25 protein-coding genes are annotated in these 25101 nt (G+C 64.8%); 16 read left to right on the plus strand and 9 right to left on the minus strand.

The features are described 5' to 3' along the window. Positions 1 to 13 precede the first annotated feature (13 nt). Genes C0V72_RS04325 through C0V72_RS04335 form a run of 3 tightly spaced genes read left to right on the plus strand, consistent with a single transcriptional unit; the run spans position 14 to position 4425 of the window. Positions 14 to 2182, plus strand: a complete 2169-nt coding sequence (locus C0V72_RS04325) for a primosomal protein N' (protein ID WP_101792000.1) — start codon at positions 14 to 16, stop codon at positions 2180 to 2182. Between the two features lie 33 nt (positions 2183 to 2215). Continuing rightward, positions 2216 to 3778 carry a cryptochrome/photolyase family protein gene (locus tag C0V72_RS04330; RefSeq protein ID WP_101792001.1) on the plus strand — a complete coding sequence of 521 codons (1563 nt, stop codon included), beginning with the start codon at positions 2216 to 2218 and terminating at the stop codon, positions 3776 to 3778. An 11-nt stretch (positions 3779 to 3789) separates the two neighbouring features. Then, entirely contained in the window at positions 3790 to 4425 is a 636-nt protein-coding gene (locus tag C0V72_RS04335; RefSeq protein WP_101792002.1) for a glutathione S-transferase family protein, read from the plus strand. A 123-nt stretch (positions 4426 to 4548) separates the two neighbouring features. Here C0V72_RS04335 and C0V72_RS04340 read toward each other — a convergent pair whose 3' ends face one another. Further along, positions 4549 to 5340, minus strand: a complete 792-nt coding sequence (locus C0V72_RS04340; protein ID WP_143704524.1) for a hypothetical protein — start codon at positions 5338 to 5340, stop codon at positions 4549 to 4551. 214 nt (positions 5341 to 5554) lie between these two features. Continuing rightward, on the minus strand, positions 5555 to 6589 hold the full coding sequence (gene ada, locus C0V72_RS04345; RefSeq protein ID WP_101792004.1) for a bifunctional DNA-binding transcriptional regulator/O6-methylguanine-DNA methyltransferase Ada: 1035 nt from the start codon (positions 6587 to 6589) through the stop codon (positions 5555 to 5557). Between the two features lie 105 nt (positions 6590 to 6694). On the opposite strand from ada, the gene C0V72_RS04350 reads away from it, so the two are divergent. The 10 genes from C0V72_RS04350 (at position 6695) to C0V72_RS04390 (ending at position 16365) form a co-directional block, all read left to right on the plus strand. Beyond that, on the plus strand, positions 6695 to 8257 hold the full coding sequence (locus tag C0V72_RS04350) for a S1 family peptidase (RefSeq protein ID WP_101792005.1): 1563 nt from the start codon (positions 6695 to 6697) through the stop codon (positions 8255 to 8257). Continuing rightward, on the plus strand, positions 8254 to 8709 hold the full coding sequence (locus C0V72_RS04355) for a hypothetical protein (protein WP_101792006.1): 456 nt from the start codon (positions 8254 to 8256) through the stop codon (positions 8707 to 8709). The genes C0V72_RS04350 and C0V72_RS04355 overlap by 4 nt, the downstream gene beginning before the upstream one ends. 171 nt (positions 8710 to 8880) lie before the next feature. Further along, entirely contained in the window at positions 8881 to 9435 is a 555-nt protein-coding gene (locus tag C0V72_RS04360; RefSeq protein WP_101792007.1) for a F0F1 ATP synthase subunit delta, read from the plus strand. Between the two features lie 12 nt (positions 9436 to 9447). Further along, complete coding sequence (gene atpA / locus C0V72_RS04365) at positions 9448 to 10977, plus strand: F0F1 ATP synthase subunit alpha (protein ID WP_101792008.1); 1530 nt, start codon at positions 9448 to 9450, stop codon at positions 10975 to 10977. Positions 10978 to 10989: 12 nt separating this feature from the next. Further along, the gene (locus tag C0V72_RS04370; RefSeq protein ID WP_101792009.1) at positions 10990 to 11859 is read left to right on the plus strand and encodes a F0F1 ATP synthase subunit gamma; all 870 of its coding nucleotides are present in this window, start codon (positions 10990 to 10992) and stop codon (positions 11857 to 11859) included. Positions 11860 to 11880: 21 nt separating this feature from the next. Continuing rightward, positions 11881 to 13338 (plus strand): F0F1 ATP synthase subunit beta, encoded by a 1458-nt coding sequence (atpD, locus tag C0V72_RS04375; RefSeq protein ID WP_101792010.1) that lies wholly within the window; start codon positions 11881 to 11883, stop codon positions 13336 to 13338. Positions 13339 to 13344: 6 nt separating this feature from the next. Further along, on the plus strand, positions 13345 to 13602 hold the full coding sequence (locus tag C0V72_RS04380) for an ATP synthase F1 subunit epsilon (protein WP_101792011.1): 258 nt from the start codon (positions 13345 to 13347) through the stop codon (positions 13600 to 13602). Positions 13603 to 13729: 127 nt separating this feature from the next. Continuing rightward, positions 13730 to 14803, plus strand: coding sequence for a hypothetical protein (locus C0V72_RS16570; protein WP_233999774.1), 1074 nt, complete (start codon positions 13730 to 13732; stop codon positions 14801 to 14803). A gap of 9 nt (positions 14804 to 14812) precedes the next feature. Further along, the gene (locus tag C0V72_RS16575; RefSeq protein ID WP_233999775.1) at positions 14813 to 15880 is read left to right on the plus strand and encodes a prolyl oligopeptidase family serine peptidase; all 1068 of its coding nucleotides are present in this window, start codon (positions 14813 to 14815) and stop codon (positions 15878 to 15880) included. 242 nt (positions 15881 to 16122) lie between these two features. Next, entirely contained in the window at positions 16123 to 16365 is a 243-nt protein-coding gene (locus tag C0V72_RS04390; protein WP_101792012.1) for a DUF1153 domain-containing protein, read from the plus strand. 3 nt (positions 16366 to 16368) lie between these two features. Here C0V72_RS04390 and C0V72_RS04395 read toward each other — a convergent pair whose 3' ends face one another. The 3 genes from C0V72_RS04395 to glmU all read right to left on the minus strand — a co-directional run bounded on the left by C0V72_RS04395 (position 16369) and on the right by glmU (position 18765). Beyond that, on the minus strand, positions 16369 to 16965 hold the full coding sequence (locus C0V72_RS04395) for an SOUL family heme-binding protein (protein ID WP_101792013.1): 597 nt from the start codon (positions 16963 to 16965) through the stop codon (positions 16369 to 16371). A 166-nt stretch (positions 16966 to 17131) separates the two neighbouring features. Next, the gene (locus C0V72_RS04400; RefSeq protein WP_101792014.1) at positions 17132 to 17398 is read right to left on the minus strand and encodes an HNH endonuclease; all 267 of its coding nucleotides are present in this window, start codon (positions 17396 to 17398) and stop codon (positions 17132 to 17134) included. Then, on the minus strand, positions 17395 to 18765 hold the full coding sequence (glmU, locus tag C0V72_RS04405; protein WP_101792015.1) for a bifunctional UDP-N-acetylglucosamine diphosphorylase/glucosamine-1-phosphate N-acetyltransferase GlmU: 1371 nt from the start codon (positions 18763 to 18765) through the stop codon (positions 17395 to 17397). Before glmU ends, C0V72_RS04400 begins: the two co-directional genes overlap by 4 nt. 75 nt (positions 18766 to 18840) lie before the next feature. Here glmU and C0V72_RS04410 point away from each other — a divergent pair, with 75 nt between their 5' ends. Together C0V72_RS04410 and C0V72_RS04415 are read left to right on the plus strand one after the other, a co-directional pair. Beyond that, complete coding sequence (locus tag C0V72_RS04410; protein WP_101792016.1) at positions 18841 to 19536, plus strand: HAD-IA family hydrolase; 696 nt, start codon at positions 18841 to 18843, stop codon at positions 19534 to 19536. 124 nt (positions 19537 to 19660) lie between these two features. Beyond that, positions 19661 to 20590 (plus strand): SDR family NAD(P)-dependent oxidoreductase, encoded by a 930-nt coding sequence (locus tag C0V72_RS04415; RefSeq protein ID WP_101792017.1) that lies wholly within the window; start codon positions 19661 to 19663, stop codon positions 20588 to 20590. Between the two features lie 66 nt (positions 20591 to 20656). On the opposite strand, the gene C0V72_RS04420 is transcribed toward C0V72_RS04415, so the two are convergent. Genes C0V72_RS04420 through C0V72_RS04435 form a run of 4 tightly spaced genes read right to left on the minus strand, consistent with a single transcriptional unit; the run spans position 20657 to position 23821 of the window. Continuing rightward, positions 20657 to 21025, minus strand: coding sequence for a DUF2794 domain-containing protein (locus C0V72_RS04420; RefSeq protein ID WP_442792551.1), 369 nt, complete (start codon positions 21023 to 21025; stop codon positions 20657 to 20659). Between the two features lie 3 nt (positions 21026 to 21028). Beyond that, a complete protein-coding gene (gene epsC / locus C0V72_RS04425) occupies positions 21029 to 21796 on the minus strand; it encodes a serine O-acetyltransferase EpsC (RefSeq protein ID WP_233999776.1) in 768 nt (255 codons plus the stop codon). A gap of 43 nt (positions 21797 to 21839) precedes the next feature. Continuing rightward, positions 21840 to 22502 carry an HdaA/DnaA family protein gene (locus C0V72_RS04430; RefSeq protein WP_101792018.1) on the minus strand — a complete coding sequence of 221 codons (663 nt, stop codon included), beginning with the start codon at positions 22500 to 22502 and terminating at the stop codon, positions 21840 to 21842. Positions 22503 to 22525: 23 nt separating this feature from the next. Beyond that, positions 22526 to 23821, minus strand: coding sequence for a hypothetical protein (locus C0V72_RS04435; protein ID WP_101792019.1), 1296 nt, complete (start codon positions 23819 to 23821; stop codon positions 22526 to 22528). Between the two features lie 69 nt (positions 23822 to 23890). On the opposite strand from C0V72_RS04435, the gene purM reads away from it, so the two are divergent. Next, positions 23891 to 25012, plus strand: coding sequence for a phosphoribosylformylglycinamidine cyclo-ligase (gene purM / locus C0V72_RS04440; protein ID WP_101792091.1), 1122 nt, complete (start codon positions 23891 to 23893; stop codon positions 25010 to 25012). Positions 25013 to 25101 lie beyond the last annotated feature (89 nt).

Here is a 25101-nt window from a genome sequence, read left to right on the forward strand (position 1 = left end):
ATATGGCGGCAAGATGAACCGCATTCGCCTGTTAGTTTTGAACGCCGCATTGGGCCCGCTCGATTACCGGCTGCCCGATGGCGTCGCTGCGCCTGCCGGGAGCGTGGTGATCGCGCCGCTGGGGCCGCGCAAGGTGACGGGGATCGTGTGGGACGAAGGCCGCCTGCCGGGGGACGAAATCGCCTATGAACGGCTGCGCCCGATCCTTGAGGTGCTGCCGGTGCCGCCGCTGCCCGCGCCGCTGAGGCGGCTGATCGAATGGACGGCGGATTATTACTGCGCTCCGCTGGCCAGCGTGGCGCGGATGGCGCTGGCCAGCGGCGGCGCGCTGGGCGGCCCGGCGACCATGACCGAATACCGGCTGACAGGCGCCGAAGCGAGCGGGCGCCTCACCGCACAGCGCCAGACTGCGCTGGAGAAACTGGCGGGCGAACAGGGCACAATGCGCGAGCTGGCTTCGTTAGCAGGCGTCTCGGAAGGCGTGCTGCGCGGCATGGCGGGCGCGGGGCTGCTGGGGCCGGTCACGGTCAACATTGACCGCCCTTACCCGCCCGCCGATCCCGGCCACCACCAACCCGATCTGTCGCCTGTGCAAAGCGAGGTCGCCGGCACGTTGACCAAGGCCGTCCAGGCGCGCGCGTTCGCCCCCTTCCTGCTCGACGGGGTGACAGGTTCAGGCAAGACCGAGACCTATTTCGAACCCGTCGCCGAGGCGATCCGCGCCGGGCGGCAAGTGCTGGTGCTGCTCCCCGAAATCGCGCTGACCGAGAACTTCCTCAGCCGCTTTGCCGCACGCTTTGGTGCCGCGCCAGTGCTGTGGCATTCTTCGCTCAGGTCCACCGAACGCAGGCGGGCATGGCGGGCGATTGCGGACGGGACCGCGCAGGTCGTAGTGGGCGCGCGCTCTGCCCTGTTCCTGCCCTATGCCAATCTCGGCCTGATCGTGGTCGATGAAGCGCATGAAATCAGTTTCAAGCAGGATGACGGGGTGCGGTACAACGCCCGCGACGTGGCGGTGATGCGGGCGCGGTTTGAGAAAATCCCCGTGGTGCTCGCCAGCGCGACCCCGGCGCTCGAAAGCCTGCACATGGCGGATATCGGCGTCTACACGAAGCTTGATCTTCCCGCCCGGTTCGGCGGGGCGAGCCTGCCGACGGTGCGGCTCATCAACCTCACGGAAGAAAAGCCCGGCAGCCAGCGCTGGCTGGCCGGGCCGCTGATCGATGCCCTGCGCGACCGGCTGGACAAGGGCGAGCAGAGCCTGCTGTTCCTCAACCGCCGCGGCTATGCCCCGCTGACCTTGTGCCGCAATTGCGGGCACCGCTTCAAATGCCCCAGTTGCAGCGCCTGGCTGGTCGAACACCGCCTGTCCGCCCGCCTCGCCTGCCACCATTGCGGGTTTGAAACGCGCGTGCCCGAAGCCTGCCCCGAATGCGGCGAAAGCGATTGCCTCGTCGCCTGCGGGCCGGGGGTGGAGCGGATTGCTGACGAAGTGCGCGACCTGTTTCCCGCAGCGCGCATCGCGGTGGCGACCTCCGATACGCTCAACACCCCCGAACGCGCGGGCGAATTCATCGCGATGGCCGAAGCGCGCGCGATCGACATCATCATCGGCACGCAGCTCGTCACGAAAGGCTTCCACTTTCCCGAACTGACGCTGGTGGGCGTGGTCGATGCCGATCTCGGCCTTGAAGGCGGCGATCTGCGCGCGTCCGAACGCACCTATTCGCAGGTGGCGCAGGTCGCCGGGCGCGCGGGGCGCGGGGCCAAGCCGGGCGAGGTGCTGATCCAGACCCGCCACCCCGATGCGCCCGTCATCGCCGCGCTGGCAGAGGGCGACCGCAATGGCTTCTACGCCGCCGAAACCGCCGCCCGCCGCGATGCCGGCGCGCCGCCGTTTGGGCGCTGGGCGGCGATCATCCTGTCATCGGAAGACGAGAAAGAAGCGCGCGAGGCCGCGGTGCGATTGGGCGATGTGCGCCCGCGCCTGGCCGATGTGCAGATCCTCGGCCCCGCCCCTGCCCCGCTGGCGCTGCTGCGCGGGCGCTATCGCTATCGCTTTCTGGTGAACGCGCGGCGCAGCGCCAATTTGCAGGCGGTGCTGCGCGATTGGATCGCCGGCGTGCAATTTGCGCCCGGTGTGCGGGTGGGTGTGGATATTGATCCTTACAGCTTTGTCTAAGGCACCAATCGGGCAGCCGATCATTACGCCAGCATGACCAACCCCATCCTTGTGCCGATCCTCGGCGACCAGCTGTCGCGCAATCTCTCCAGCCTTGATGGCCTTGCCCCCGGCGAGGCGGTGATCCTGATGATGGAGGTGTGGGACGAGGCGACTTACGTCCGCCACCACAAGCAGAAGATCGTGCTCATTTTTTCAGCAATGCGCCATTTTGCCGAGGAACTGCGGGCCGAAGGCTGGCAGGTCGATTACGTCACGCTGGACGACCCGGCCAACACCGGCAGCTTCACCGGCGAGGTCGCCCGCGCGGTCGAGCGCCACGCGCCCGGCGAAATCCGCGTCACCGAAAGCGGCGAATGGCGCGTGCATCAGGCGATGTGCGAATGGGAAGGCCGCCTGCCCTGCCCCGTCAGCATCCTGCCCGACACCCGCTTCATCGCCACCCACGCCGAATTCCGCGCCTTTGCGGAAGGGCGCAAGCACCTGACGATGGAATATTTCTACCGCGAGATGCGCCGCAAGACCGGGCTGCTGATGCGCGATGACGGAAAACCGGTGGGCGACCAGTGGAACCTCGATGCGGACAACCGCGAACCGCCCAAGGGCGATATGAAGGCCCCGCCCGCGCCCAAATTCGCGCCCGACGCGATCACGCAGGACGTCATCGCGCTGGTCGGCCAGCGCTTCGCGGATCACTTTGGCGATCTGGAACCCTTCGGCTGGCCCGTCACCCGCGCCGAAGCGCTGGAGGCGGCCGCGGCCTTCTTTGCGCAGCGCCTTGATCTTTACGGCCCCTATCAGGACGCGATGGTCCACGGGTCGGACGACCTCTATCATTCGATGCTGTCGACCAGCCTCAATATCGGCCTGCTCGACCCGCTCGAATTGTGCCGCGAGGCCGAGGCTGCCTATAAATCAGGCAGGGCTCCGCTCAACTCCGTAGAGGGCTTCATCCGCCAGATCATCGGGTGGCGCGAATATGTGCGCGGGTTCTATTGGCACGCCATGCCGGGCCTCGCCGAGGCCAACGAATTGGCCGCGCACCGGCCCTTGCCCGAATTCTTCTGGACCGGCGAGACCGACATGCGCTGCCTGTCAGACTGCATCCGCACCACCCGCGAGGATGCCCATGCCCACCACATCCAGCGGCTGATGGTGCTCGGCAATTTCTGCCTGATCGCCGGGATCGATCCGCGCCAAGTCGCCGACTGGTATCTCGCCGTCTATGCCGATGCCTTTGAATGGGTCGAGCTGCCCAATGTGGCAGGCATGGTGCTTTATGCCGATGGCGGCAAGCTGGCGACGAAGCCCTATGCGGCGTCCGGCAATTACATCAACAAGATGTCCGATTACTGCGGAAAGTGCCGGTACAAGGTGGCGCAGAAAACCGGGCCGAACGCCTGCCCGTTCAATCCGCTCTACTGGCACTTCATGGACGCCAACCGCGACCGGCTGGCAAGCAACCACCGCATCGGGCGCATCTATGCCACCTGGGACCGGATGGGCGAGGCCAAGCAGCGCGAATATCTCGAAAGTGCAGAAAAATTTCTCGACAGCCTCGTGCCCGCCAGCAAAGGCTGGGCCAGAAACGCATAAGGGAGAGAGCCATGCTGACCATCCACCACCTGCGCCTGTCGCAATCCGAACGCATCGTCTGGCTGGCCGAGGAGCTGGGGATCGAATACGACCTCAAACTCTACACCCGCCGCACCGACAACCGCTTGGCGCCTGACGAGTACAAGGCGCTGCACCCGATGGGCATCGCCCCGGTGATTACTGACGGCGATCTGGTGCTGGGCGAAAGCGGCGCGATCATGGATTACATCATCGCCAAATACGCGCCCGGCACGCCGCTGTCCCCCCCGCCCGGCCACCGCGATTACACCGACCACCTGTTCTATTACCACTGGGCCAACGCGACCTTCATGACCAATGGCATGATGGCGCTGGTGGCGCAGTTCATGGGCGCGAGCGAGCTGCCCGCTTTCGTCGCCGACCGCGTTGCCAAGGGCTGGAAGATCGTCGAGCAGCGCCTCGGCGAGGCGGACTATTTCGGCGGATCGCAGCTCACCACGGCCGACATCATGATGGGCTTCCAGCTCACCACCAGCCGCGCGATGAGCGGGATGGGCATCGACCACCTGCCCAACCTCAAGGCCTACCTCGCACGCATCGGCGAGCGCCCGGCCTACCAGCGCGCGATGGCGAAATGCGAACCGGGGATGCCGCCGAAGCTGGACTAACTTCGTCGCCCCGGCCTCCGAGCCGGGGCCCCGCTCCTTCAGCCGAGCAGCCGGTCGAAAAGGTCATCCCGATCCGCGATCATGTGTCGGCGGCGCCCAAAGCATGGCGTCCGCCTTTGCGAGCTATTTTCGAGGCCAGATTTTCGAAAGAAGGTTCAAGAATGGTTTGGCGACATCTGATTGACGGTCGCTGATGTCCGAGGCGCGCCCCATTACAAGCTCTCGCAAGAGTTCAGGAGAAGCGTACAAATATCCGTACACGCCAGCATCAGGCACCACCGCCAGCAAAGAGTCGTTCAGGTATGCTGTTGTTATTGCACGTCCATATACGTCACAAAGACGGTACCCCTGCGCCAGAACCAGCTGCATCAAGCCACGGTCATAATCGATGTACTCAGGGTAATGCATTCTCGCATATTCGAATGCGGCTCGTAATTCATCATCGCTGGCTTCATAAAATGGAAACTTTTCCGGCAACCTTTTGTGTGAATTGAGCCAAGGAAAATCTCCAAACTTGAATTGATCGATTTCTTCTTTCAACAATCTCGGCTTATCGAACTTCTCGCGAAAGAAGTTGCGAAGCTGCAACGCCAGACCGTAACAGAAAGCGCGGTCACGGCCCTCCGGGTCATAGCTTTCATCTCTGTCGTAGCTGCCTTCAATCCATACGGCCTCGCGATAAGAACCGTCCGGACGCTGAATGGCAAAGGGCGATAATGGATGCGAAACCCAGTAGGGAAAATCCCAATATAGGAGGTTTGCAACTTTCGGCGAGAAACCGTTCCGCTCGAAGAATTCCAGTTCTAGTCCATATGATGAATCACCAGAACCTTCATTGTCCGATATAAACTCCAGAAACTCCAAAAGATCTCTCTTTGAGGCCGGATCCTGTCTGACGTTTGCAACATCGACCATGCTCGACATTCCGTTCGCTTATGAAAGTTCAAGCTGAGATCAAGGACGTGTTCAACAAGAGGGTATCCCCCGCGTCGTTCAGGCAGCTCTACCTGCTTCAATCACAGCACATTTTCGCTCTGACTGCCATTGCTCTTCGCAATCTTCGTGAGCGGTGGAGTGACAAAAGGATGAGCCCCTCCCAGCGTATATCGGCTGCTTCAGTCCTTTCACTTCACGCCCCCTCCCTTCTCAACAACTCCGCCTTGATCTCCAGCCCATAGGCATAGCCCCCCAGCGTCCCGTCGCTGGCGATGACCCGGTGGCAGGGGATCAGCACCGCGATGTGGTTCGCCCCGTTCGCCCCGCCCACCGCGCGGCTGGCGTTCGGGTTGCCGAGGGCGGCCGCCAACTCGCCATAGCTGCGCGTTTCGCCGTGGGGGATGCGGCGCAGTTCGTCCCACACGCGCTGCTGGAACGCGGTGCCTTGCACGTCGAGCGGGATGGCGGCGCTGCCCGGCCCCGGCTGTTCGACCGCGGCCACCACCTGCGCAAACAGATCGCGGAACCCCTCGCCCGCCGCGACCAGTTCAGCGCGGGGGAACCTTGCCCGCAATTGCGCCTCACCCTCTCCAAACGCCAGACAGCACACGCCCTTGTCCGTCGCGGCGACCAGCATGTCCCCCAGCGTTGTCGGCAGCACCGTCCAATGGATCAGCTTGCCCGCTCCGCCCTGGCTCCAGTCACTTGGGCTCATTCCCAGCCTCCCCTTTGTCTCTGCATAGAACTGTCCAGATCCTGTGTAGCCCGCGCTTGCCAATGCTTCGGTCACGCTGAGACCCGCGCTCAAGGCATCCCTGACCCGCTCCTCGCGGCAGGCTTTGGCAAAGGCGGCAGGCGACAGGCCGGTGCTGCGCTTGAACAGCCGTTGAAAATGCGTCGCGGTATAGCCTGTCAGATCAGCCAGCGCCGCCAGCGACATCGCCCCGCGTTCACGGATCGCGGCAACCGCTGCCAGCACGCAGGCCTCCTCCGCGCTCTGGCTATCGGGCGAGCATCGCTTGCACGGCCTGAGCCCCGCCTTGGCCGCGGCCTGCCCCCCTTCATAAAAGCGCACATTGCGGCGCAGCGGCGCGCGCGCCGGGCAGCTGGGGCGGCAGTAGATGCCGGTCGAATGCACGCCGGTGACAAAGGCGCCATCATAGCGCCGGTCCTTGGCCAGCACCGCCTGCCAGCGCTCGTCATCCGAAATGTTCCCGAAATGTTTCACGTGAAACACTGTGCCACAGCAACGCCCGCGCCGCACCCTGTGTTCTTGCGGTCAATGTCGTCCACCATATCGCGCTTGGCGCAAAAGCGGCTATAAGCCTGCGCCATGACCCGGCTTTTGGGCGCGCTCGCGCTGCTTGTGACCCTGATTTGCGTTCCGGCCGCGGCCGATCCCGGCGATGTCGACGCGGCTTCGCGCGGCGTGGTGCGGGTGGTGCTGATCGGCGAGGAGGACGGGGAGACTGTGCCGATCTCCCACGGCACCGGCTTTGCCGTCTCGCCGAATCGGATCATCACCAATGCCCATGTCGTCAGCCAGGCCGCGCAGGACGATACCCTGCGTATCGGCATCGTCCCACCCGAAGGCGCAGGCGGCGCCTTTGCGCGGGTTGTGGCCATATCCCCGCGCAATGATCTGGCCTTGCTCGAAATCGCCGAGGGCAGCCTGCGCCTGCCGCCGCTGGCAATGGCCGGCGGGGTAAGCGCCAACCTTGGCGAGGTGTCGGCGGTGGGTTACCCCATGAATGTCGATCTGGCGCAAGGCCTTGATATGAATGACGTGTTCCGCGCGCAACCGCCTGTCAAATCGCGCGGGTACCTGTCGGGCGAGCGCCCTTCGCGGCAGTTCGACACGATCCTCCACACCGCGCCGATTGCGCGGGGCAATTCGGGCGGGCCGCTGCTTGATCCGTGCGGGCGGGTGATCGGGGTGAACTCCTTCAGCGCGGATTCGAACAGCGGCGAGGCAGAGTTCTATTTCGCGGTGAGTTTGCGCGAATTGCTGCCGTTTTTGCGCAGCAACGGGGTGGAACCGGCCGTCAATACCCTCCCCTGCCGTTCGATCGATGAACTGAATGCCGAAGAACGCGAACGCCTTGCAACCCAGCAATCCGAAGCCCGCGCCCAGCTGGCCGAGCGGGCGGAAACCTTGCGCGAGGTGCGCGACAAGGCCCGGCTGACGGCGCAGATGGAAGTGCTCGAAGCGCGCGAAAACCGCATGGCGCTGGCGCTGATCGCGCTGCTGCTGGCGCTGGGTGCAGGCTACGGCGCTGCAGTGTGGCGGAGCGACGAGGCGCGGCGCAATCACGCCAAACTTGCCGCCGCCCTGTCGGCAGCCGCGCTGGTCGCTGCCGTGCTGTTATGGATCACCCGCCCCGGCCTTGCTGAAATCGAAGACCGGGTCGCGGCCGCCTTGAAGCAGGCGCAAACCGGCGGTGCGCCCGGCCCCGCCACGGCCAACGGGCCCTCCGCCGAGGGCGCTCTGATCTGCACGCTGGTGCCGGATCGCAGCCGCGTGACCGCCGCCCGCACCGATGATGTCACCTTCAGCTGGTCCGCCGATGGCTGCGTCAACGGGCGCACGCAATACGGCCTCGGCCAAGGGGGCGAATGGAGCCGTGTGTTCGCCGCGCAGGACGATGCGGCCATCGCGGTCAACACCTATGACCCGGCGACCCGCACCTTGCGCACCGACCGCTATCTGTTGGGTCAAGCTGCGCTAGCCGCCGCGCGCGAGGCCCGCGCTGCCTACACCCCGCCTGCCTGCGGGGTCAGCGACGGCGCACGGGATCTGGGCGAACAGCAATCGGCCCTGATCGCCAATCTGCCTGACCGGCCCAACGAACGGCTGGTCTACAGCTGCACCGCGAAATCCGGGGCGGCTAAGTGATCCAGGGGCGCGTGATGGTGGCAGCAGCGCTGCTGGCGGCCCCCCTGACACTGAGCGGCTGCATCGCCCCGCCAGCCCGCGTCAACGCGCCCGCCGCCGTCCTGCTCGACAGCCACATCACCGGCTTTGCCATGTCCTACTGTCTGAGCTCGCTCGGGGAAAAGGGGCTGCCCGAGGCCGATGAGCGGGTGCTGCGCGAACAGGGTAACCGCTGGGGACAAGTGCTGGCCGAACATTCGCGCGGCGACATCAGTTCTGCCTTTGATGTCTTGCTGCCCGCGCTGGATACCGCAATCGCAGTGACCCCGATGGCGCAAGTGCGGGACGATGCGACCGGCGGAACGCTCCCTGCACCGGTGTTCTATTGCGACGATCTGCTGCGCTATCCGACCGTGATGCGCGCGATGGCACAGGCGCGCCGACGCCTTGCTGCCGCCTATGCCGAAAACTAGCGGCGCCCGCCGCATCCTTCGCACCTGCACAATTCCTCCCCCTCGTGGCTTGCACCAACCGGAATCAATTGCTAGGCGCGCGCCAACCTTGACGGGGTGCCCTTGTGCATGTCCCGCATCCAAGGCCCAAGCAATTTACCCTTTGAAGCTTCCCGAGAGGATTTCACGCGCGTGGATATTTCCGCCGGTATCAAGGCCAGCCTGGCTGGACGCTATGCCTCGGCCCTGTTCGATCTGGCCGCGGAAAGTGGCAAGGTGACCGCGGTCGAGAAGGATCTCGAAACGCTGGGTGCTGCCCTGGCCGAATCGGGTGATCTGGCGGCGCTGACCACCAATCCCGAGCTTGCCCGCGATGTGCAAGGCAGCGCGATGGCGGCCGTGGCGAAGAAGCTGAAGCTCAGCGCGCTCACCACCAATTTCATCGGCGTGCTCGCGGCCAATCGCCGGCTGGCCAAGCTGCCCGCGATCATCAGCGCCTTCAAGGCGGTTGCTGCGGCCCAGCGCGGCGAAGTGACCGCAACGGTCACCAGCGCGCACCCGCTGAGCGATGACCAGATCGCCGCTCTGAAGACCAAGCTGACGGCGCGCGAAGGCCGCACTGTCATGCTCACCGCCGCGGTCGATCCCGACCTGCTGGGCGGCCTTGTCGTCACCATCGGTTCGCAGCGCATTGATGCCTCGATCCGCACCCGTCTCAACTCGCTCGCCAAAGCCATGCAGGCTTAAAGGACACGAAAAATGGAAATTCGCGCCGCAGAAATCTCGAAGGTCATCAAGGACCAGATCGCCAATTTCGGCACCGAAGCCGAAGTCAGCGAAACCGGCACGGTGCTGTCGGTGGGTGACGGGATCGCCCGTATCCACGGCCTCGATCAGGTGCAGGCCGGCGAGATGGTCGAATTCGCCAATGGCGTGCAGGGCATGGCGCTGAACCTCGAAGCCGATAATGTCGGCGTCGTGATCTTCGGCTCGGACGCCGAGATCAAGGAAGGCGATGTCGTCAAGCGCACCGGCACCATCGTTGACGTGCCGGTCGGCAAGGGCCTGCTGGGTCGCGTGGTCGATGCGCTCGGCAACCCGATCGACGGCAAGGGCCCTATCGTGGCTGAAAAGCGCAGCCGCGTCGAAGTGAAGGCGCCGGGCATCATCCCGCGCGAATCCGTCTCGGAACCCGTCCAGACCGGCCTCAAGGCGATTGACGCGCTGGTGCCCGTCGGCCGCGGTCAGCGCGAGCTGATCATCGGTGACCGCCAGACCGGCAAGACCGCTGTCGCCATCGACACCTTCATCAACCAGAAGGAAGCCAACGCCGGCGACGACGAGAAGAAGAAGCTCTACTGCGTCTATGTCGCGGTCGGCCAGAAGCGTTCGACTGTCGCCCAGATCGTCAAGCAGCTCGAAGAAAACGGCGCGATGGAATACTCCATCGTCGTCGCCGCGACCGCTTCGGAGCCCGCTCCGCTCCAGTACCTCGCGCCCTACACCGGCTGCGCGATGGGCGAATTCTTCCGCGACAACGGCATGCACGCCGTGATCGTGTACGATGACCTGTCCAAGCAGGCCGTCGCCTATCGCCAGATGTCGCTGCTGCTGCGTCGTCCACCGGGCCGCGAAGCTTACCCCGGTGACGTGTTCTACCTCCACAGCCGCCTGCTTGAGCGCGCCGCGAAGATGAACGAGGAAAACGGCCACGGTTCGCTGACCGCGCTGCCGATCATCGAAACACAGGCCGGCGACGTGTCGGCCTATATTCCGACCAACGTGATCTCGATCACCGACGGCCAGATCTTCCTTGAAACCGGCCTGTTCTATCAGGGCATCCGCCCGGCGATCAACGTCGGCCTGTCGGTGTCGCGTGTGGGCGGTGCCGCCCAGACGAAGGCGATGAAGAAGGTTTCGGGCTCGATGAAGCTCGATCTGGCGCAGTACCGCGAAATGGCGGCGTTTGCGCAGTTCGGTTCGGACCTCGATGCCTCGACCCAGAAGCTGCTGAACCGCGGCGCGCGCCTGACCGAGCTGCTGAAGCAGAAGCAGTTCTCGCCGATGCCCTTCGAAGAACAGACCGTGTCGATCTACGCCGGCACCAACGGCTTCCTCGATAGCATCCCGGTGAACCGCGTGAACGAATACGAAGCGCAGATGCTCGATTTCATGCGCCGTGAGCACGGCTCGGTCCTGACCGAGATCCGCACCAGCAAGAAGTTCGAAGGCGAAGTCGCGGACAAGACCAAGGCCGCGCTCCAAGCCTTCGCCAAGCAGTTCGCGTAAGGACGCCGCGCAGTGCCCTCACTGAAGGAACTCAAAGGTCGGATCAACTCGGTCAAATCGACCCAGAAGATCACCAAGGCCAAGCAGATGGTTGCGGCTGCGAAGCTGCGCCGTGCGCAGGCGGCGGCTGAGGCCGGCCGGCCCTATGCCACGCGCCTTGCCGCGGTGATGGCGTCGCTGGCGGGCAAGGTTGCGGGGGATAGTGCCCCCAAGCTCCTCGGAGGCACCGGGTCGGATCAGCGCCACCTGCTGGTGGTGGTCAACACCGACAAGGGCCTGTGCGGCGGCTTGAACTCCAACCTCGTCAAGGCCGCCAAGCTGAAGGCGAAGGAGCTGATTGCTGCTGGCAAGACGGTCGAATTCTACCTCGTCGGCAAAAAGGGCCGCGCGCCGCTCAAGCGCGAATTTCCGACTCTGATCGGCGCAGGCTTCGATACCAGCACGGTCAAGACGCCCGGTTTCGCCGAGGCCGAAGCCATCGCGAACGAGCTGATCGCGATGTTTGACGCGGGCAAGTTTGATGTCGCGCACCTCGTCTACCCGACCTTCAAATCGGCACTGGCGCAGGACCCGACCATCAACCAGCTGATCCCTGTCCCCGCCCCGACCGATGCCGTGCCGCTGGATTCGGTGGTGGAATACGAGCCTAGCGAGGAAGAAATCCTCGAAGAGCTGCTGCCGCGTTATGTGCGCACCCAGCTGTTCGGGGCGCTGCTGGAACGCGAGGCATCCGAACAAGGCGCCTCGATGACCGCAATGGACAACGCCACGCGCAACGCGGGCGAGCTGATCAGCAAGCTCACGATCATCTACAACCGCCAGCGTCAGGCGGCGATCACCACCGAACTCATCGAAATCATCGCGGGCGCAGAAGCGCTCTAATCGAAAGCCAAGGAAACAATCATGGCCACCGCCCCCGCTCTCAACCAGACCACCAACGGCACCATCAGCCAGGTCATCGGCGCTGTCGTCGACGTGCAGTTTCCGGGTGAACTGCCCGCGATTCTGACCGCGCTCGAAACCCGCAACGGCGACAAGACGCTGGTGCTCGAAGTCGCCCAGCACCTTGGCGAAAACACCGTGCGCACCATTGCGATGGACGCGACCGAGGGCCTGACCCGCGGCAGCGAAGTCATCAACACCGGGGCGCAGATTTCGGTGCCGGTTGGCCCCAAGACCTTGGGCCGCATCATGAACGTGATCGGTGAAGCCATCGACGAGCGCGGCCCGATCGGTGCGGAAAGCACCATGCCGATCCACGCCGAAGCTCCGCTATTCATCGACCAGTCGACCGACGCGGCGATCCTCGTCACCGGGATCAAGGTGATCGACCTGCTCGCGCCTTATGCGCGCGGCGGCAAGATCGGCCTGTTCGGCGGCGCGGGCGTGGGCAAGACCGTGCTGATCCAGGAACTCATCAACAACATCGCCAAGGGCCACGGCGGCGTGTCGGTGTTCGCGGGCGTGGGTGAACGCACCCGCGAAGGTAACGACCTCTACCACGAATTCCTCGACGCCGGCGTTATCGCCAAGGACGCCGATGGCAATGCGACCTCGGAAGGCTCCAAGGTGGCGCTGGTGTTCGGCCAGATGAACGAGCCCCCGGGCGCCCGCGCGCGCGTTGCTCTGTCGGGCCTGACCATGGCGGAATATTTCCGCGACGTTGAAGGCCAGGACGTATTGTTCTTCGTCGACAACATCTTCCGCTTCACGCAGGCCGGTTCGGAAGTGTCGGCGCTGCTCGGCCGTATTCCCTCGGCCGTGGGCTATCAGCCGACCCTCGCGACCGACATGGGCAAGCTGCAGGAGCGCATCACCTCGACCACCAAGGGTTCGATCACCTCGGTGCAGGCGATCTACGTTCCCGCGGACGATTTGACCGACCCTGCGCCTGCTGCCTCGTTCGCTCACTTGGATGCGACCACGACGCTGAACCGCGCGATTTCGGAACTCGGCATCTACCCGGCGGTCGATCCGCTGGACTCGACCTCGCGCGTGCTCGAACCCCGCGTCGTCGGCGCGGAGCACTACGAAACCGCCCGCCGCGTTCAGGAAACCTTGCAGAAGTACAAGAGCCTGCAGGACATCATCGCCATTCTCGGGATGGATGAGCTCTCGGAAGAGGACAAGACGATCGTTGCCCGCGCGCGCAAGATCCAGAAGTTCCTTTCGCAGCCGTTCCACGTCGCCGAAGTCTTCACCGGCATCTCGGGCGTGTTCGTGCAGATCGAAGACACCGTGAAGAGCTTCAAGGCGGTGGTCGACGGCGAATATGACCACCTGCCCGAACAGGCGTTCTACATGGTTGGCGGGATCGACGATGTGATCGCCAAGGCCAAGAAGATGGCTGAAGAGGCGTAAGGCATCATGCCCCTCCACTTCGAACTCGTCACTCCGGCCAAGCTTGTCCGTTCGGAAGACGTCCACATGGTGGTCGTCCCTGGCACGGAAGGTGAATTCGGCGTGCTGGAAGGCCACGCGCCGTTCATGTCGACCATCCGCGACGGGGCGCTGCAGGTGTTTGCCACGGCCAATTCCGCGCCGGTGGTGATCCAGGTGCGCGGCGGCTTTGCCGAGGTCAATGAAACGGGCCTCACCGTGCTGGCCGAACACGTCGAGGGGTAACCCCCCACCATTCGACGAACGCACAACAGGGGCGGGCCGATGGCTCGCCCTTTTTGTTTGAATCCCCTTCCCTTTATGCCTTGCCCCCGGCACAACAGCGCCCTGATTTCCCCCGAGGAGAGGACGCTTGAAACTTGTCTCCACTTTCGCACTGGCGCTTGCCATGACCGCCGCATCCACAACCGCCGCACAGGCCCAGACCGCTCCTGCTGCCGAGGCCCCGATCCCCGGCCCTGAGCAAGACCCCTATATCTGGCTGGAAGAAGCCCGCAGCCCCGAGGCGCTCGCATGGGTCGCCAAGGAGAACGAGCGCACCCTCGCCGCCTTCGAGGCCGATCCGCGCTATGCGCAGGCCAAGGCCGAAGCGCTGGCGATCTTCGACAGCGAAGACCGCATCCCCTTCGTCAGCTTCCGCCCTGATGGCCTGTATAATTTCTGGCAGGACAAGGCGAACCCCAAGGGCCTGCTGCGCCGCACCACGCTGGAAAGCTACCGGACCGACAAGCCGGAGTGGGAAACCATCCTCGATGTTGATGCGCTGGCCAAGGCCGAAGGCAAGGAGTGGGTCTATCAGGGCTCGACCTGCCTGCCGCCCGCGTTGAACAAGTGCATGATCGCCCTGTCCGATGGCGGCGAAGATGCCACGATCATGCGCGAATTCGACACGGCGACCAAGCAATTCGTCGAAGGCGGCTTTGTGCTCGATGCGAAAAGCCAGGGCGGCATCCAGTGGATCGATGAAGACACCCTGCTGGTCGGCCGCGGTTTTGGCGAAGGCACGCTGACGGAAAGCGAATACCCCTTCACCAGCCGCGTCTGGAAGCGCGGCACCCGGATCGAGGACGCTCCCGAAATCTTCCGGGGCGAGGCCTCCGATGTCTGGGCGGGCGCCAGTCTGCTGCGCGACAACACCGGCACGATCCACGCCCGCACCGCCTTTCGCGGGATCAGCTTCCACGAAAGCATCAACTACGTCGAGCAAAACGGCCAGTGGCTGGAACTCGACATTCCGAAAAAAGCCTCGCTCTACGGGATTGTCGATGGGCACGTGCTCATCTCGACCGATGTCGACTGGACAGTGGACGGGCAGACCTTCCCCGCCGACAGCCTGATCGCGGTCAATCTGGAAGAATGGAAGGCCAACCCCAACGGCGCGAAGAAGGCGCTGGTCTGGGCGCCGGGTGAACGCCAGACCAAGTAGGGCGGCGCCGTGACAGGCACTGCGCTGTTTGTGGCGCTGCTCGACAATGTGGTCGGCAAGGTGCTGCAATTCAATTTTGAGGGCGGCCAATGGGTCAGCAAGCCCGTGCCCCTGCCCGATAATGCCACGCTGGGCATTGCGGCATCTTCCGACGAGACCGACCAGATCATGTACACCGTGACCGGCTTTCTTGAGCCGACCACGCTGTATTATTCCGATGGCACTGCCCCGCCGGCCGTGCTCAAGACCAGCCCGGCCTATTTCGATCCGGCCGGAATGGCGGTCGAACAGCACGAGGCGACCAGCAAGGACGGGACCAAGATCCCCTACTTCATCGTCAAGCCCAAGGGGATGAAAGCCGATGGCTCCACCGCCACGCTGCTGACCGGTTACGGCGGGTTTCAGGTGCCGCGCCTGCCCGCCTATCTGGGGCCAACCGGCAAGATGTGGGTGGAAAAGGGCGGCGCCTATGTGCTGGCCAATATGCGCGGCGGGGGCGAATTTGGCCCCGGCTGGCACCAGAGCGCGATCCGCGAAAACAAGCAGCGCACCTGGGATGATTTCATCGCCGTGGCCGATGATCTGGTGAAGCGCGGTTTCACCTCGCCGCAGCATCTTGGCATTCAGGGCGGCAGCCAGGGCGGTCTGCTGGTCGGCACCGCCTTTACCCAGCGGCCCGACCTGTTCGGCGCGGCGATCGTGCAGATCCCGCTGTTCGACATGGTCCGCTATCACCTGATCGGGCGCGGCGCATCGTGGATCGGCGAATATGGCGATCCGCGCATCCCCGAACAGCGCGCGTGGATCGATGGCTATTCGCCCTATCAGAAGATCGTGGCGGGCGTGGACTACCCTTCCCCGTTTCTGTGGGCATCCACCGCGGATGACCGCACCCACCCCGCCCACGCGCGCAAGGGCGCGGCCAAGCTGAAGGCGCTGGGCCAGCCCTATTACTACTTCGAGGATACGACCGGCGGCCATTCGGGCGGGGTCGACAACGAACAGCGCGCGAAGCTTCAGGCGCTGCAATTCATCTATCTGATGCAGCGGTTGATGGCGCCCCAGCCGGGCGGCTGATCGCTGGCCTATGTCACCACATCAAGGGGGCGGCTCCGCGGGGGCCGCCCCTTTTTGCATGCGCCGCCGCAAGGTAGCGCTGTGCCTGTAAAGCCAGCCGACACTTCGGCTCCATTCGTCCTGCGCACAGCACGGTGCGTTTCATCAATACAGAATTAACCCTGTTTGGCAGCATCTCGTTAGGCCGCGCCGTCAAAACTGGGTCCATCGGGGGCGATGAGCATTGATGAGGATCAGAAACGATGGCCTACCCTAGAGACATTTCGATCGCCGATGCGATCAAGAGCTACAACCAGCTTCCCAAGACCCACCGGGTCCATTGGTCGAAGGCCCGCAAGGACGAAGTGGTGCGCGCTGTGCGCGACCGGGCCATCAGCTTCCATGAAGCGCGGACCCGCTATCTGCTGAGCCGCAGCGAGTTCGACCAGTGGGAGGCGGACTATCTCGCCAGCGGCGGCGACGAGACGCGGATGCAGGATGCCTGAAGCCTATGGCGCTGCAACGGGGATCAGTACCTCGTTGCGGCGCAGCGGGCCGGGCACCATCGGCGCATTGTAGAAGGCGAATTCAGCCGCGCCCGCAGGCGCAAGACCCTGCGCCGCCAGCCAGCCGCGCAATTGCGCCTCGCGCGCGTCGAGATCGTCCGCGTTGCCATGGCCCGAAAACCGGATCGCCGCCATCCGCCGCGCGGGCACCCGGGCCAGCGTAATGTCGGACGGCGCAGGCGGCAGGGTTTCGAGCGTATATTTGGCGGGCATCACAAACCGCATCTGCCACTGGCCTGCTGCCGTCTGCTGCTGGAGCACCGGCGCGGTCATGGCGATGCTTTCCCCGCCTTGGGGGCGATCCTGCGCGAAGATATAGGCCGCAAGCCGGCGGAAACTCGCCCCGCTGGCGCGCTGCCGGTCGCCTGACGCGGTGACTTCCGCAACCACCAGCGCCGGGTAATCGCGCAGTTCAAACCCGCCTTGCGTGCGGATAACCGTGAATTCCGGCTCTTCGGCGTTGCGAACTTGGGCATACACGGCGGCGGCTCCTACAGCGGCTAGGCCGAGCCCGGCGGCGATCCAGCGGCGGGTGTTCATGGTTCAGCTTCCTTTATGCAAGGCTCCTCGCCATTGAGCCCTTGGCGCGCGCAAAGGTTCCTGAGTTGCTTTGCCCTCCCGCCCTACCTTCCCGTCCGGTTACCATTGCCCGAGGTAGCTTTGGTGGCCGGGCGGGGAGGTGGGGCGGGAGGTATGCGCGCCGCAATCAACGCGTCGGTGCGTCGAAATCGGCGGGCTTGTTGGCAATCCACGCGACGAATTTGGCGATGGCGGGATTGTCCCGAATGACGCTGGCCTTGTCCCCGATGCGCGCCAATTCGTTGTTGGTGAAGTTGGCGTGGATCGTCTTGTGGCAGATCGGGTGGATCGGCACCTTCACCTTGCCCTTCTTGGCCTTGGGCACGGGGTGATGCCATTGGACGATATCGCCCAGCGGGCGGGCGCACAGCCAGCAATTCGGCGTGTCGCTCACCCCTTTTTCTCCGCTGCCTTTTTCTTCTTCATCGCATCGTGAAAGCGGTCGGCCCAGCCGTCCTTCACCAGCTGCTCGGCGCGCACCATGCGCAGCTCTCCGGGCGCGACATCGCGGCTGACCGCGCTGCCCGCCGCCACAATCGCATCGGCGCCGATGGTGACCGGCGCGATCAGTGACGAGTTCGAGCCGATGAATGCCCCCGGCCCGATGACGGTCTTGTACTTGAAGTACCCATCGTAATTGCAGGTGATCGTGCCCGCCCCGATATTCGCGCCCGCGCCCACCGTGGCATCGCCAAGATAGGTGAGGTGGCTGGCCTTGGCACCGGCACCCAGCACTGCGTTCTTCACCTCGACGAAATTGCCGATGAAGCTGCCCTCGCCCAGCACCGTGCCGGGACGCAGGCGCGCAAACGGGCCGACTTTCACGCCGCTGGCAAGGCTTGCGCCTTCGATGTGGCTGTTGGCGCGGATCAGGACATTGTCGGCGATGGTGACGCCGGGGCCGAAGAAGACGTTGGGTTCGATGGTCACATCGCGGCCCAGCACCGTGTCGTGGCTGAAGAACACCGTCTCGGGCGCGATCAGGGTCGCGCCCTCGTCCATCGCGCGGCTGCGGCGGGCGGCCTGCCAGCGGGCTTCGGCATCGGCGAGTTCGGCGCGCGAGTTGATCCCGGCGACTTCATGCTCGCTGGCCGCAGTGATGACAGCGCATCTGCGCCCGTCAGCGATGGCGATGTTGACGATGTCGGGGAGGTAATATTCGCCCTGCGCATTATCATTGCCGACCCGCGCGAGCAGCGCGAACAGGTCTTCGGCGCGGGCCGCCAGCAGGCCGGAATTGCACAAGCGGCAGGCGCGCTCGCCCTCGTCCGCATCCTTGTATTCGACCATCTTGATAATGCGGCCGTCATCATCGGCAATCACCCGGCCATAGGCGAGCGGATCGTCAGGCTCGAACCCCAGCACCACGGCAGCAGGGTTGTCAGCGCCGTGCAGCCGTTCCAGCATCGCGCGCATCGTGCTCGCCTTGACGAAGGGTACGTCGCCGTAGAGCACCAACACATCGCCCGCAAAGCCGTGCAAGGCGCCTTCGGCCTGTGCGACTGCATGACCGGTGCCCATCTGCGGCTCCTGCAGGCAGGTCACCGCCCGCTCTCCCACCGCCGCCTCGATCTGGTCACGCCCCGCGCCCACCACCACCGCCAGACGCTGCGGCGCAAGTTCGGCAACGCTCGCCATCAGGTGGTCGAGCATCGGCTTGCCCGCGATGGAGTGCAGCACCTTGTGCGTGTCGCTTTTCATGCGGGTGCCCTTGCCCGCGGCAAGGATAATGGCGGCAAAGGGGTAAGTCGTATCGGTCATGCGCTGTCCTTAGGGAAAGCTGCGCTTGCCAGCAATTGCTTGCGGTTTGAAGAACCATCCGGCACCGGACGCACCATGACGACGATCCCCTTTGACGCCATCGGCTTCGACCTTGATGGCACGCTGCTCGATACCTTCCGCGATCTGGGCGCGGCGGTGAACCATGCGCTGGTGCTGGGGGGCTTTGCCGAGGTGTCGGTTGAAACGAGCAAGGATCTGATCGGCGGCGGGGCCAAGATCATGCTGGCGCGCGCGCTGGACGCACAGGGCGGCGTGGTCGATGAAGAATTCCGGCGGCTCTACAAGGCCATGCTGGGGTTTTACGAGGCGAACAATGCGGTCCACACCGCACCCTATCCGCACGTGCGCGAGGTGCTGGCGGATCTGGCCGCGCAGGGCGTGCGGATGGCCGTGGTCACCAACAAGTTTGAAGCCTTTGCCCGCAGCGTGCTGACCCAGCTTGATCTGATCGGCACTTTCGAAACCGTGATCGGCGGGGACAGCATGGGCAAAGGCCCTGACGGCCAATTCCTCGCCAAGCCCCACCCCGCCCCGGTGCTTGCCGCAAGGGAAGCACTGGGCGGCGGGCGCTTCGTGTTCATCGGCGATTCCACCTATGATGTGCGCGCCGCCAAGGCCGCTGGCGTCCCGGTGATCGCGGCGGCCTATGGCTACTGCGACAAGCCGCCGCATGAATTGGGCGCGGATGGTGTGATCGATTCGTTCAGCGCCCTGATTCCCGCCCTTGCCGCGCTTCATCCGGCCGCCTGACCTTACGGCACAGCCCCCTGTCACCTCGGCAGTTGCAAGCATCGCGCGAAAGTGCCACGCAGCGCCCGCAATTTGCTTTACGCAGGCGTAAACCGCGCCGCATCTTTGGACAGGAGAAACCCAGATGACCATCAGCTTCAAGGACAAGGTCGCCATCGTCACCGGTGCGGGCGGCGGGCTTGGCAAGGCCTATGCGTTGGAACTCGCCCGGCGCGGCGCGAAGGTTGTGGTGAACGATCTTGGCGGATCGCGTGACGGCACCGGGACGTCTGATGCCGCCGCGCAGGTGGTCGCTGAAATCGAGGCGATGGGCGGCGAAGCCATCGCCAACGGCGCGTCTGTGACCGAATACGACCAGATGGAAAAGATGGTCGCCGACGCCAAGCAGAAGTGGGGCGGCGTGCATGTCCTCATCAACAATGCCGGCGTGCTGCGCGACAAGACCTTCATCAAGATGGAGCCGGCGGACTTTGAATTCGTGGTCAAGGTCCACCTCACCGGCAGCGCCTTTGCCACCAAGGCGTGCTGGGAAACCTTCCGTGAGCAGGGCTATGGCCGCGTGCTGATGACCGCTTCGTCCACCGGGCTGTTCGGGAATTTCGGCCAGGCGAACTATGGCGCGGCCAAGCTGGGCCTAGCCGGTCTCACCAAGACGCTGGCGTTGGAAGGCGCGAAGTACAACGTGCGCTGCAACACCCTGTCGCCGGTCGCGGGCACCCGCATGACCGAAGACCTGTTCCCCGAAGAAGCCTTCAAGCTGTTCGCGCCGGAAAACGTGGTTCCGGCCGCGCTGTTCCTCGTTTCGGACGATGCGCCCACCAACGCCATCGTCGGCGCGGGCGCGGGCGGGTTCCACTCGTCGTGGACCGTGATGAACGATGCGGTGTGGCTGAAGGATGAAGACCGCACGGTCGAAGGCTTTGCCGCCCGCTGGGAGGAAATCAACGCCTTCACCAACCTCACCGCCCCGCAATCGGGCAGCGAGCAATCGGGCAATATTCTGAAAGCGATGCAGAAGGTCACTGGCACGGGGCCTGCGAGCGCGCGCGGCTAAACCCGCGGCCAGCTAACGCCATCAAGGCCCGTCCCCTGCGCAGGGGCGGGCCTTTGCTTTGCAAGCTCAGTCGTCCACGGCCTTCAGCAACCGCCGCTCCATCGGGGCGAGCACCCCGGCCAGATCGTGGCCGCGTTTCAGCACCTGGCCGTGTTCGCCAAACAGCGTCCACATCCCCTGCTTGCCGCGCAAGGCCGGGCGTTTTTCCACCCGCGCCTGCGGGCGCTCCGCCGCGCGGCGGAAGGCGGCGAAGGTGGCGGCGTGGCGATCGAAATCCATCGCATAATCGCGCCATTCCCCGGCAGCGACCATGCGGCCATACAGATCGAGAATGCGCATCAACTCGGGCCGTTCAAACCCGACCTGATCGGCGGCGCGCGACGGAAAGGCGACCACCTGTCCCGAACCGCCCGGGCTGTGCGGTGGGCTGGTCAAGCGTCAGTCCTTGGCCGCGCGCTTGCGCAGACGCACCGGCGCGGCCACCGGTTCGGGGGTGGGTTCAGGGGCTGGAGGGAGCGGCACGCTACGCTCGGCCAGCATCGCCTTCATCAGCGCCATTTCTTCCCGCATGGCAGCGATTTCAGCCTCCAGCTTTTCGACGCAATCGCGCCGGGGGCGGCCCTGATCGTCGCACGGCGGATCATCGCAGGGCGTGCCATAGGGGATGAATTCGCGCAGCCATTCGTCCGCCGGAACCAGCGTCGAGCGCGCCTTCAGCCCGATCATCGTGGCGCCTGCCGGCACATCATCGGTCACAACCGCATTGGCGCCCACGCGCGCGCGTTCACCCACCACGATCGGCCCGATGATCTGCGCGCCGGAACCGATAATCACATTGTCGCACAAGGTCGGGTGGCGTTTGCCGCCCTTGCCATTGGTGGGGTTTGATCCGCCCAGCGTAACGCATTGGTAGATCGTGACATTGTCGCCAATCTCGGCCGTTTCGCCGATCACGGTAAAGCCGTGGTCGATGAAGAAGTTTTTCCCGATGGTGGCACCGGGATGGATGTCGATGGCCGTGAGCAGCCGACCGATGTGGTTCACCACCCGCGCCAGAAAATACAGCTGCGCTTCAAACAGCCAATGCGCGACGCGGTGAAAGCCCAGCGCCCAGACACCGGGATAGAGCAGGATTTCCCAGCGCGAACGCGGCGCCGGATCGCGCGCCCGCACAGAATCCAGATAGCTGATCAACTGCTCGAACATCGCCCCACACATTCCACCAAAGGTCAGCCAATGCAATCGGCCACTACAAGAGGCGCTGCTGCTCCGGCCCGTGCAGAGCCTCCAGCGCAGCGCGCCAGACAGACATGGTGGCGGGCGTCTGACGTTCAAGAGAGATGCGATCAATCGTCGCCACCAGCGCCTCGATCGCGGCAAAGCTGCGGGTGGTGCGCGGGACGAGGTAATCTGCCGCGCCGTCGGGCAGGCTCAGGCCGCGCGCCTCGGCATGGGCAAGGATCAGCTCACCGGCCATCACATCGTCGGGAGCCTGGATGGCAAGCTGCAACGAACCGCCAATGCGCGAGGCAAGGTCCGGCAGGCTGATGCGCCAGCCCTCTGTGTGCGGGGTCGTGGTGGCGATCAGCAGCAAGGCCGCCCCTTCGCGGGTGCCGCCCTGCTGCACGGCGTTCCAGCAGTGGAACAGCGCGGTTTCATCCCAGCCGGGGGCATCGTCGATCACTTCCAGCTGGCCTGCCCCATGCAGGCCCAGCGCCCAGCGCCCCAACAGGCTTTTGCCCGATCGCGGCGGACCGGCAAGCACCGCCACGCGAAACGGCCAGCGATCAGGCGATTGCAGCGCATCGATCACGGCGGCGTTGGCATTGCCGACCACAATCCGCTGGGCCTTGAGCGGCAGCGAACCTGACAGCGGCAGCGCAATCTGGGACGGAAGCTCCGGATCAGCCATCGCGCGGTCTGCGCCAGACTGCCTTAGCGGCTGATGGCAAGCGCATTGGGCCCGCGCCGCACGCTGAACCCGCGCGCTTCCAATGCGGCGGCCAGATCGTCGATGGAGCCGCCAAACGCCACGCTCATCACCGACGTGCCGCCAATCGCCGTGCTGGTGACGCCCACTCCGCGCACCCCGCCCGCGCCCCGCACCGCGCCCAGCGCCGCATCGAAGGCCGCTGCATCGGGCGTGGCGAACTGGACGGTGAAGTTGCGCACCGCGACCTCGCCCGGTTCGACCCCTGTCACGGGCAGCGCCTCGATCCGGGGCACCCCGGCGTTTGCCGCCGCTGCTGCTGCCGCCGCCGCCTTGCGCGCTTGCGCTGCACGGCCGATATCGATCAGCTGCTGGATCGCCGGATCAATCTGGCCGCCTGCGCCCAGCCTCAGGCTGGGATCGGGACGCAATTGGCCAGCGGTAAGGGCGGCAGTGAAAATCCCGTCCATCCGCTCAACCGCCTGTGCCAGCATCGCAGGCACCGCATCGGGGCTGTCGGCCTTCAGCGTGAAGGTTTCAAGCGGGCGATTGTCCGGGCCAAAGCGGGCAGTGAAGGTGCCGCTGACCGGCCCGCCGGGAAATTGGTGGTCGAGCCGCGCAAAGGCCATCAGAACATCGGTTGCGCCATATTGGTCAAGCGTGCTGCGCCACCACGCCCGGCTGCGCCGCCCGGCCTGCCCGAAATTGACCAGCAGCGAATCGCCGCCCGCGCCGCTCAAGCGCACATAGTCGATCCGGCTTGCCCCCGGATTGAACTCGGCCCAGGCGCGCTGCCAGGGGTTGCGCTGTTCAAAGGTGATATAGGCGCCGCCGCTTTCGACCACCGGGATCAGCAGCAGCGGGGCCGACCGCGACGCCTGCTGCGCGCCGCCAAGATAGCTGCCCGCACGCTGGCGATCGAACACCACGCCCAGCGTTGCGATATAGCGGCGCGGGCCAAGCCGCTCGCGCTCGATCACAATGGCCGAGACCAGACCGTCAAGCTGGCTGTCGGAGAGTTTCGGCCCCTTGATCTGCGCCCACGCCTTGCGCTGGGCTTCGCGCCAGCCATTGGCGCGGGCGTCTTCGGCGCTTTTGCCCTGCACATCGACGCTGATGCCGCGCACTTCAATATCGGCGCTGGCAGCAGTCGGCGCGATCCCGCGTTCGCCTGCGACCTGCGCCACCAAGGCATAGCCGCCGCCCATCAGCGCAAGCGCCAATGCCGCACCGCCAAGCCATCGCCGCAGGGGACGAGACAGGGCAGCACCGGGGCTGGAAAGAGAGAGAGACGCGCTCATGGGGAAAATCGCGTGTTCTTTGCCCAATGGCGAGTGGAATTCCAAGCGCGAAAGGTTATGGGGTTGGGCATGACTTCGGGGACAAACGACACAAGCGCGCCGCAAGGCACTGGCTACACCTATGCCGATGCGGGCGTTTCGATCGCGGCAGGCAATGCGCTGGTGCGCGCCATCGCCCCGCTGGCGAAGGCCACCGCGCGGCCCGGCGCGACGAGCGAGCTGGGGGGCTTCGGCGGGTTTTTCGACCCCAAGGCCGCCGGTTACACCGACCCGCTGCTGGTCGCCGCCAATGATGGTGTGGGCACCAAACTGAAGCTGGCGATCGAACATGACCGGCACGACACGGTCGGCATCGATCTGGTCGCCATGTGCGTCAACGATCTGATCGTGCAAGGCGCAGAGCCTTTGTTCTTCCTCGATTATTTCGCCACGGGCAAGCTGGAGAACGGCGTTGCGGAGCGGGTGATCGCGGGGATTGCCGAGGGCTGCAAGATGGCTGGCTGCGCGCTGATCGGCGGCGAGACGGCGGAAATGCCGGGGATGTATGCCGCCGGCGATTATGACCTTGCCGGCTTCTGCGTCGGCGCGGTGGAGCGCGGCGAGCAGCTGACGGGTGACAAGGTGGCTCCCGGTGACGTGCTGCTGGGGCTGGCATCATCCGGCGTCCATTCCAACGGCTATTCGCTGGTGCGCAGGCTGGCGGCGGACAGGGGCTGGAAAATGAACCGCCCTGCCCTGTTCGATCAGGAACAACTGCTGATCGACGCGCTGATCGCGCCGACACGCATCTATGTGGCGAGCCTGCTGCCATTGATCCGCGAAGGGCAGATCAATGCGCTCGCCCACATCACCGGCGGCGGCTTGCTTGAAAATATCCCGCGCATCCTGCCGGACGGCGCGCACGCCCATGTCGATGCCGACCTGTGGCCGCAGCCGCGCCTGATGGCCTTCCTTCAGGCACAGGGCCACATCGAGCCTGAGGAAATGGCGCGCACCTTCAATTGCGGTATCGGCATGGTGCTGGCCGTGAGCGCGGCGAATGTCGCCGAAGTGACCGCCAAGCTGGAAGCCGCGGGCGAGACCGTGTGCACCGTCGGCCGGATCGAAGCGGGCGAGAAGGGCTGCACCGTGCGTGGCAGCGTGGAGACATGGGCGGCGAAGGCCGATTGGAGCGCGGTGCATCTCGCTTAAACTTATCGTCACCCTGAACTTGTTTCAGGGTCCATCGTGCCGCAACCACAGCGGTGACTTGGGGAGGAATGGATGCTGAAACGAGTTCA

Origin of the sequence: Porphyrobacter sp. TH134, assembly GCF_002855495.1 — a bacterium.
Lineage (GTDB): Bacteria > Pseudomonadota > Alphaproteobacteria > Sphingomonadales > Sphingomonadaceae > Erythrobacter.

Excerpts from the sequence above, each read along its gene's own strand:
- C0V72_RS04415 (WP_101792017.1), top strand. The coding sequence starts at position 19,661 with ATGACCATCAGCTTCAAGGACAAGGTCGCCATCGTCACCGGTGCGGGC.
- C0V72_RS04335 (WP_101792002.1), top strand. The coding sequence starts at position 3,790 with ATGCTGACCATCCACCACCTGCGCCTGTCGCAATCCGAACGCATCGTC.
- C0V72_RS04410 (WP_101792016.1), top strand. The coding sequence starts at position 18,841 with ATGACGACGATCCCCTTTGACGCCATCGGCTTCGACCTTGATGGCACG.
- C0V72_RS04340 (WP_143704524.1), bottom strand. The coding sequence starts at position 5,340 with ATGGTCGATGTTGCAAACGTCAGACAGGATCCGGCCTCAAAGAGAGAT.
- purM (WP_101792091.1), top strand. The coding sequence starts at position 23,891 with ATGACTTCGGGGACAAACGACACAAGCGCGCCGCAAGGCACTGGCTAC.
- atpD (WP_101792010.1), top strand. The coding sequence starts at position 11,881 with ATGGCCACCGCCCCCGCTCTCAACCAGACCACCAACGGCACCATCAGC.
- C0V72_RS04430 (WP_101792018.1), bottom strand. The coding sequence starts at position 22,502 with ATGGCTGATCCGGAGCTTCCGTCCCAGATTGCGCTGCCGCTGTCAGGT.
- C0V72_RS04325 (WP_101792000.1), top strand. The coding sequence starts at position 14 with ATGAACCGCATTCGCCTGTTAGTTTTGAACGCCGCATTGGGCCCGCTC.
- C0V72_RS04380 (WP_101792011.1), top strand. The coding sequence starts at position 13,345 with ATGCCCCTCCACTTCGAACTCGTCACTCCGGCCAAGCTTGTCCGTTCG.
- atpA (WP_101792008.1), top strand. The coding sequence starts at position 9,448 with ATGGAAATTCGCGCCGCAGAAATCTCGAAGGTCATCAAGGACCAGATC.
- C0V72_RS04390 (WP_101792012.1), top strand. The coding sequence starts at position 16,123 with ATGGCCTACCCTAGAGACATTTCGATCGCCGATGCGATCAAGAGCTAC.
- C0V72_RS04330 (WP_101792001.1), top strand. The coding sequence starts at position 2,216 with ATGACCAACCCCATCCTTGTGCCGATCCTCGGCGACCAGCTGTCGCGC.
- glmU (WP_101792015.1), bottom strand. The coding sequence starts at position 18,765 with ATGACCGATACGACTTACCCCTTTGCCGCCATTATCCTTGCCGCGGGC.
- C0V72_RS04395 (WP_101792013.1), bottom strand. The coding sequence starts at position 16,965 with ATGAACACCCGCCGCTGGATCGCCGCCGGGCTCGGCCTAGCCGCTGTA.
- epsC (WP_233999776.1), bottom strand. The coding sequence starts at position 21,796 with ATGTTCGAGCAGTTGATCAGCTATCTGGATTCTGTGCGGGCGCGCGAT.
- C0V72_RS04350 (WP_101792005.1), top strand. The coding sequence starts at position 6,695 with ATGACCCGGCTTTTGGGCGCGCTCGCGCTGCTTGTGACCCTGATTTGC.
- C0V72_RS04435 (WP_101792019.1), bottom strand. The coding sequence starts at position 23,821 with ATGAGCGCGTCTCTCTCTCTTTCCAGCCCCGGTGCTGCCCTGTCTCGT.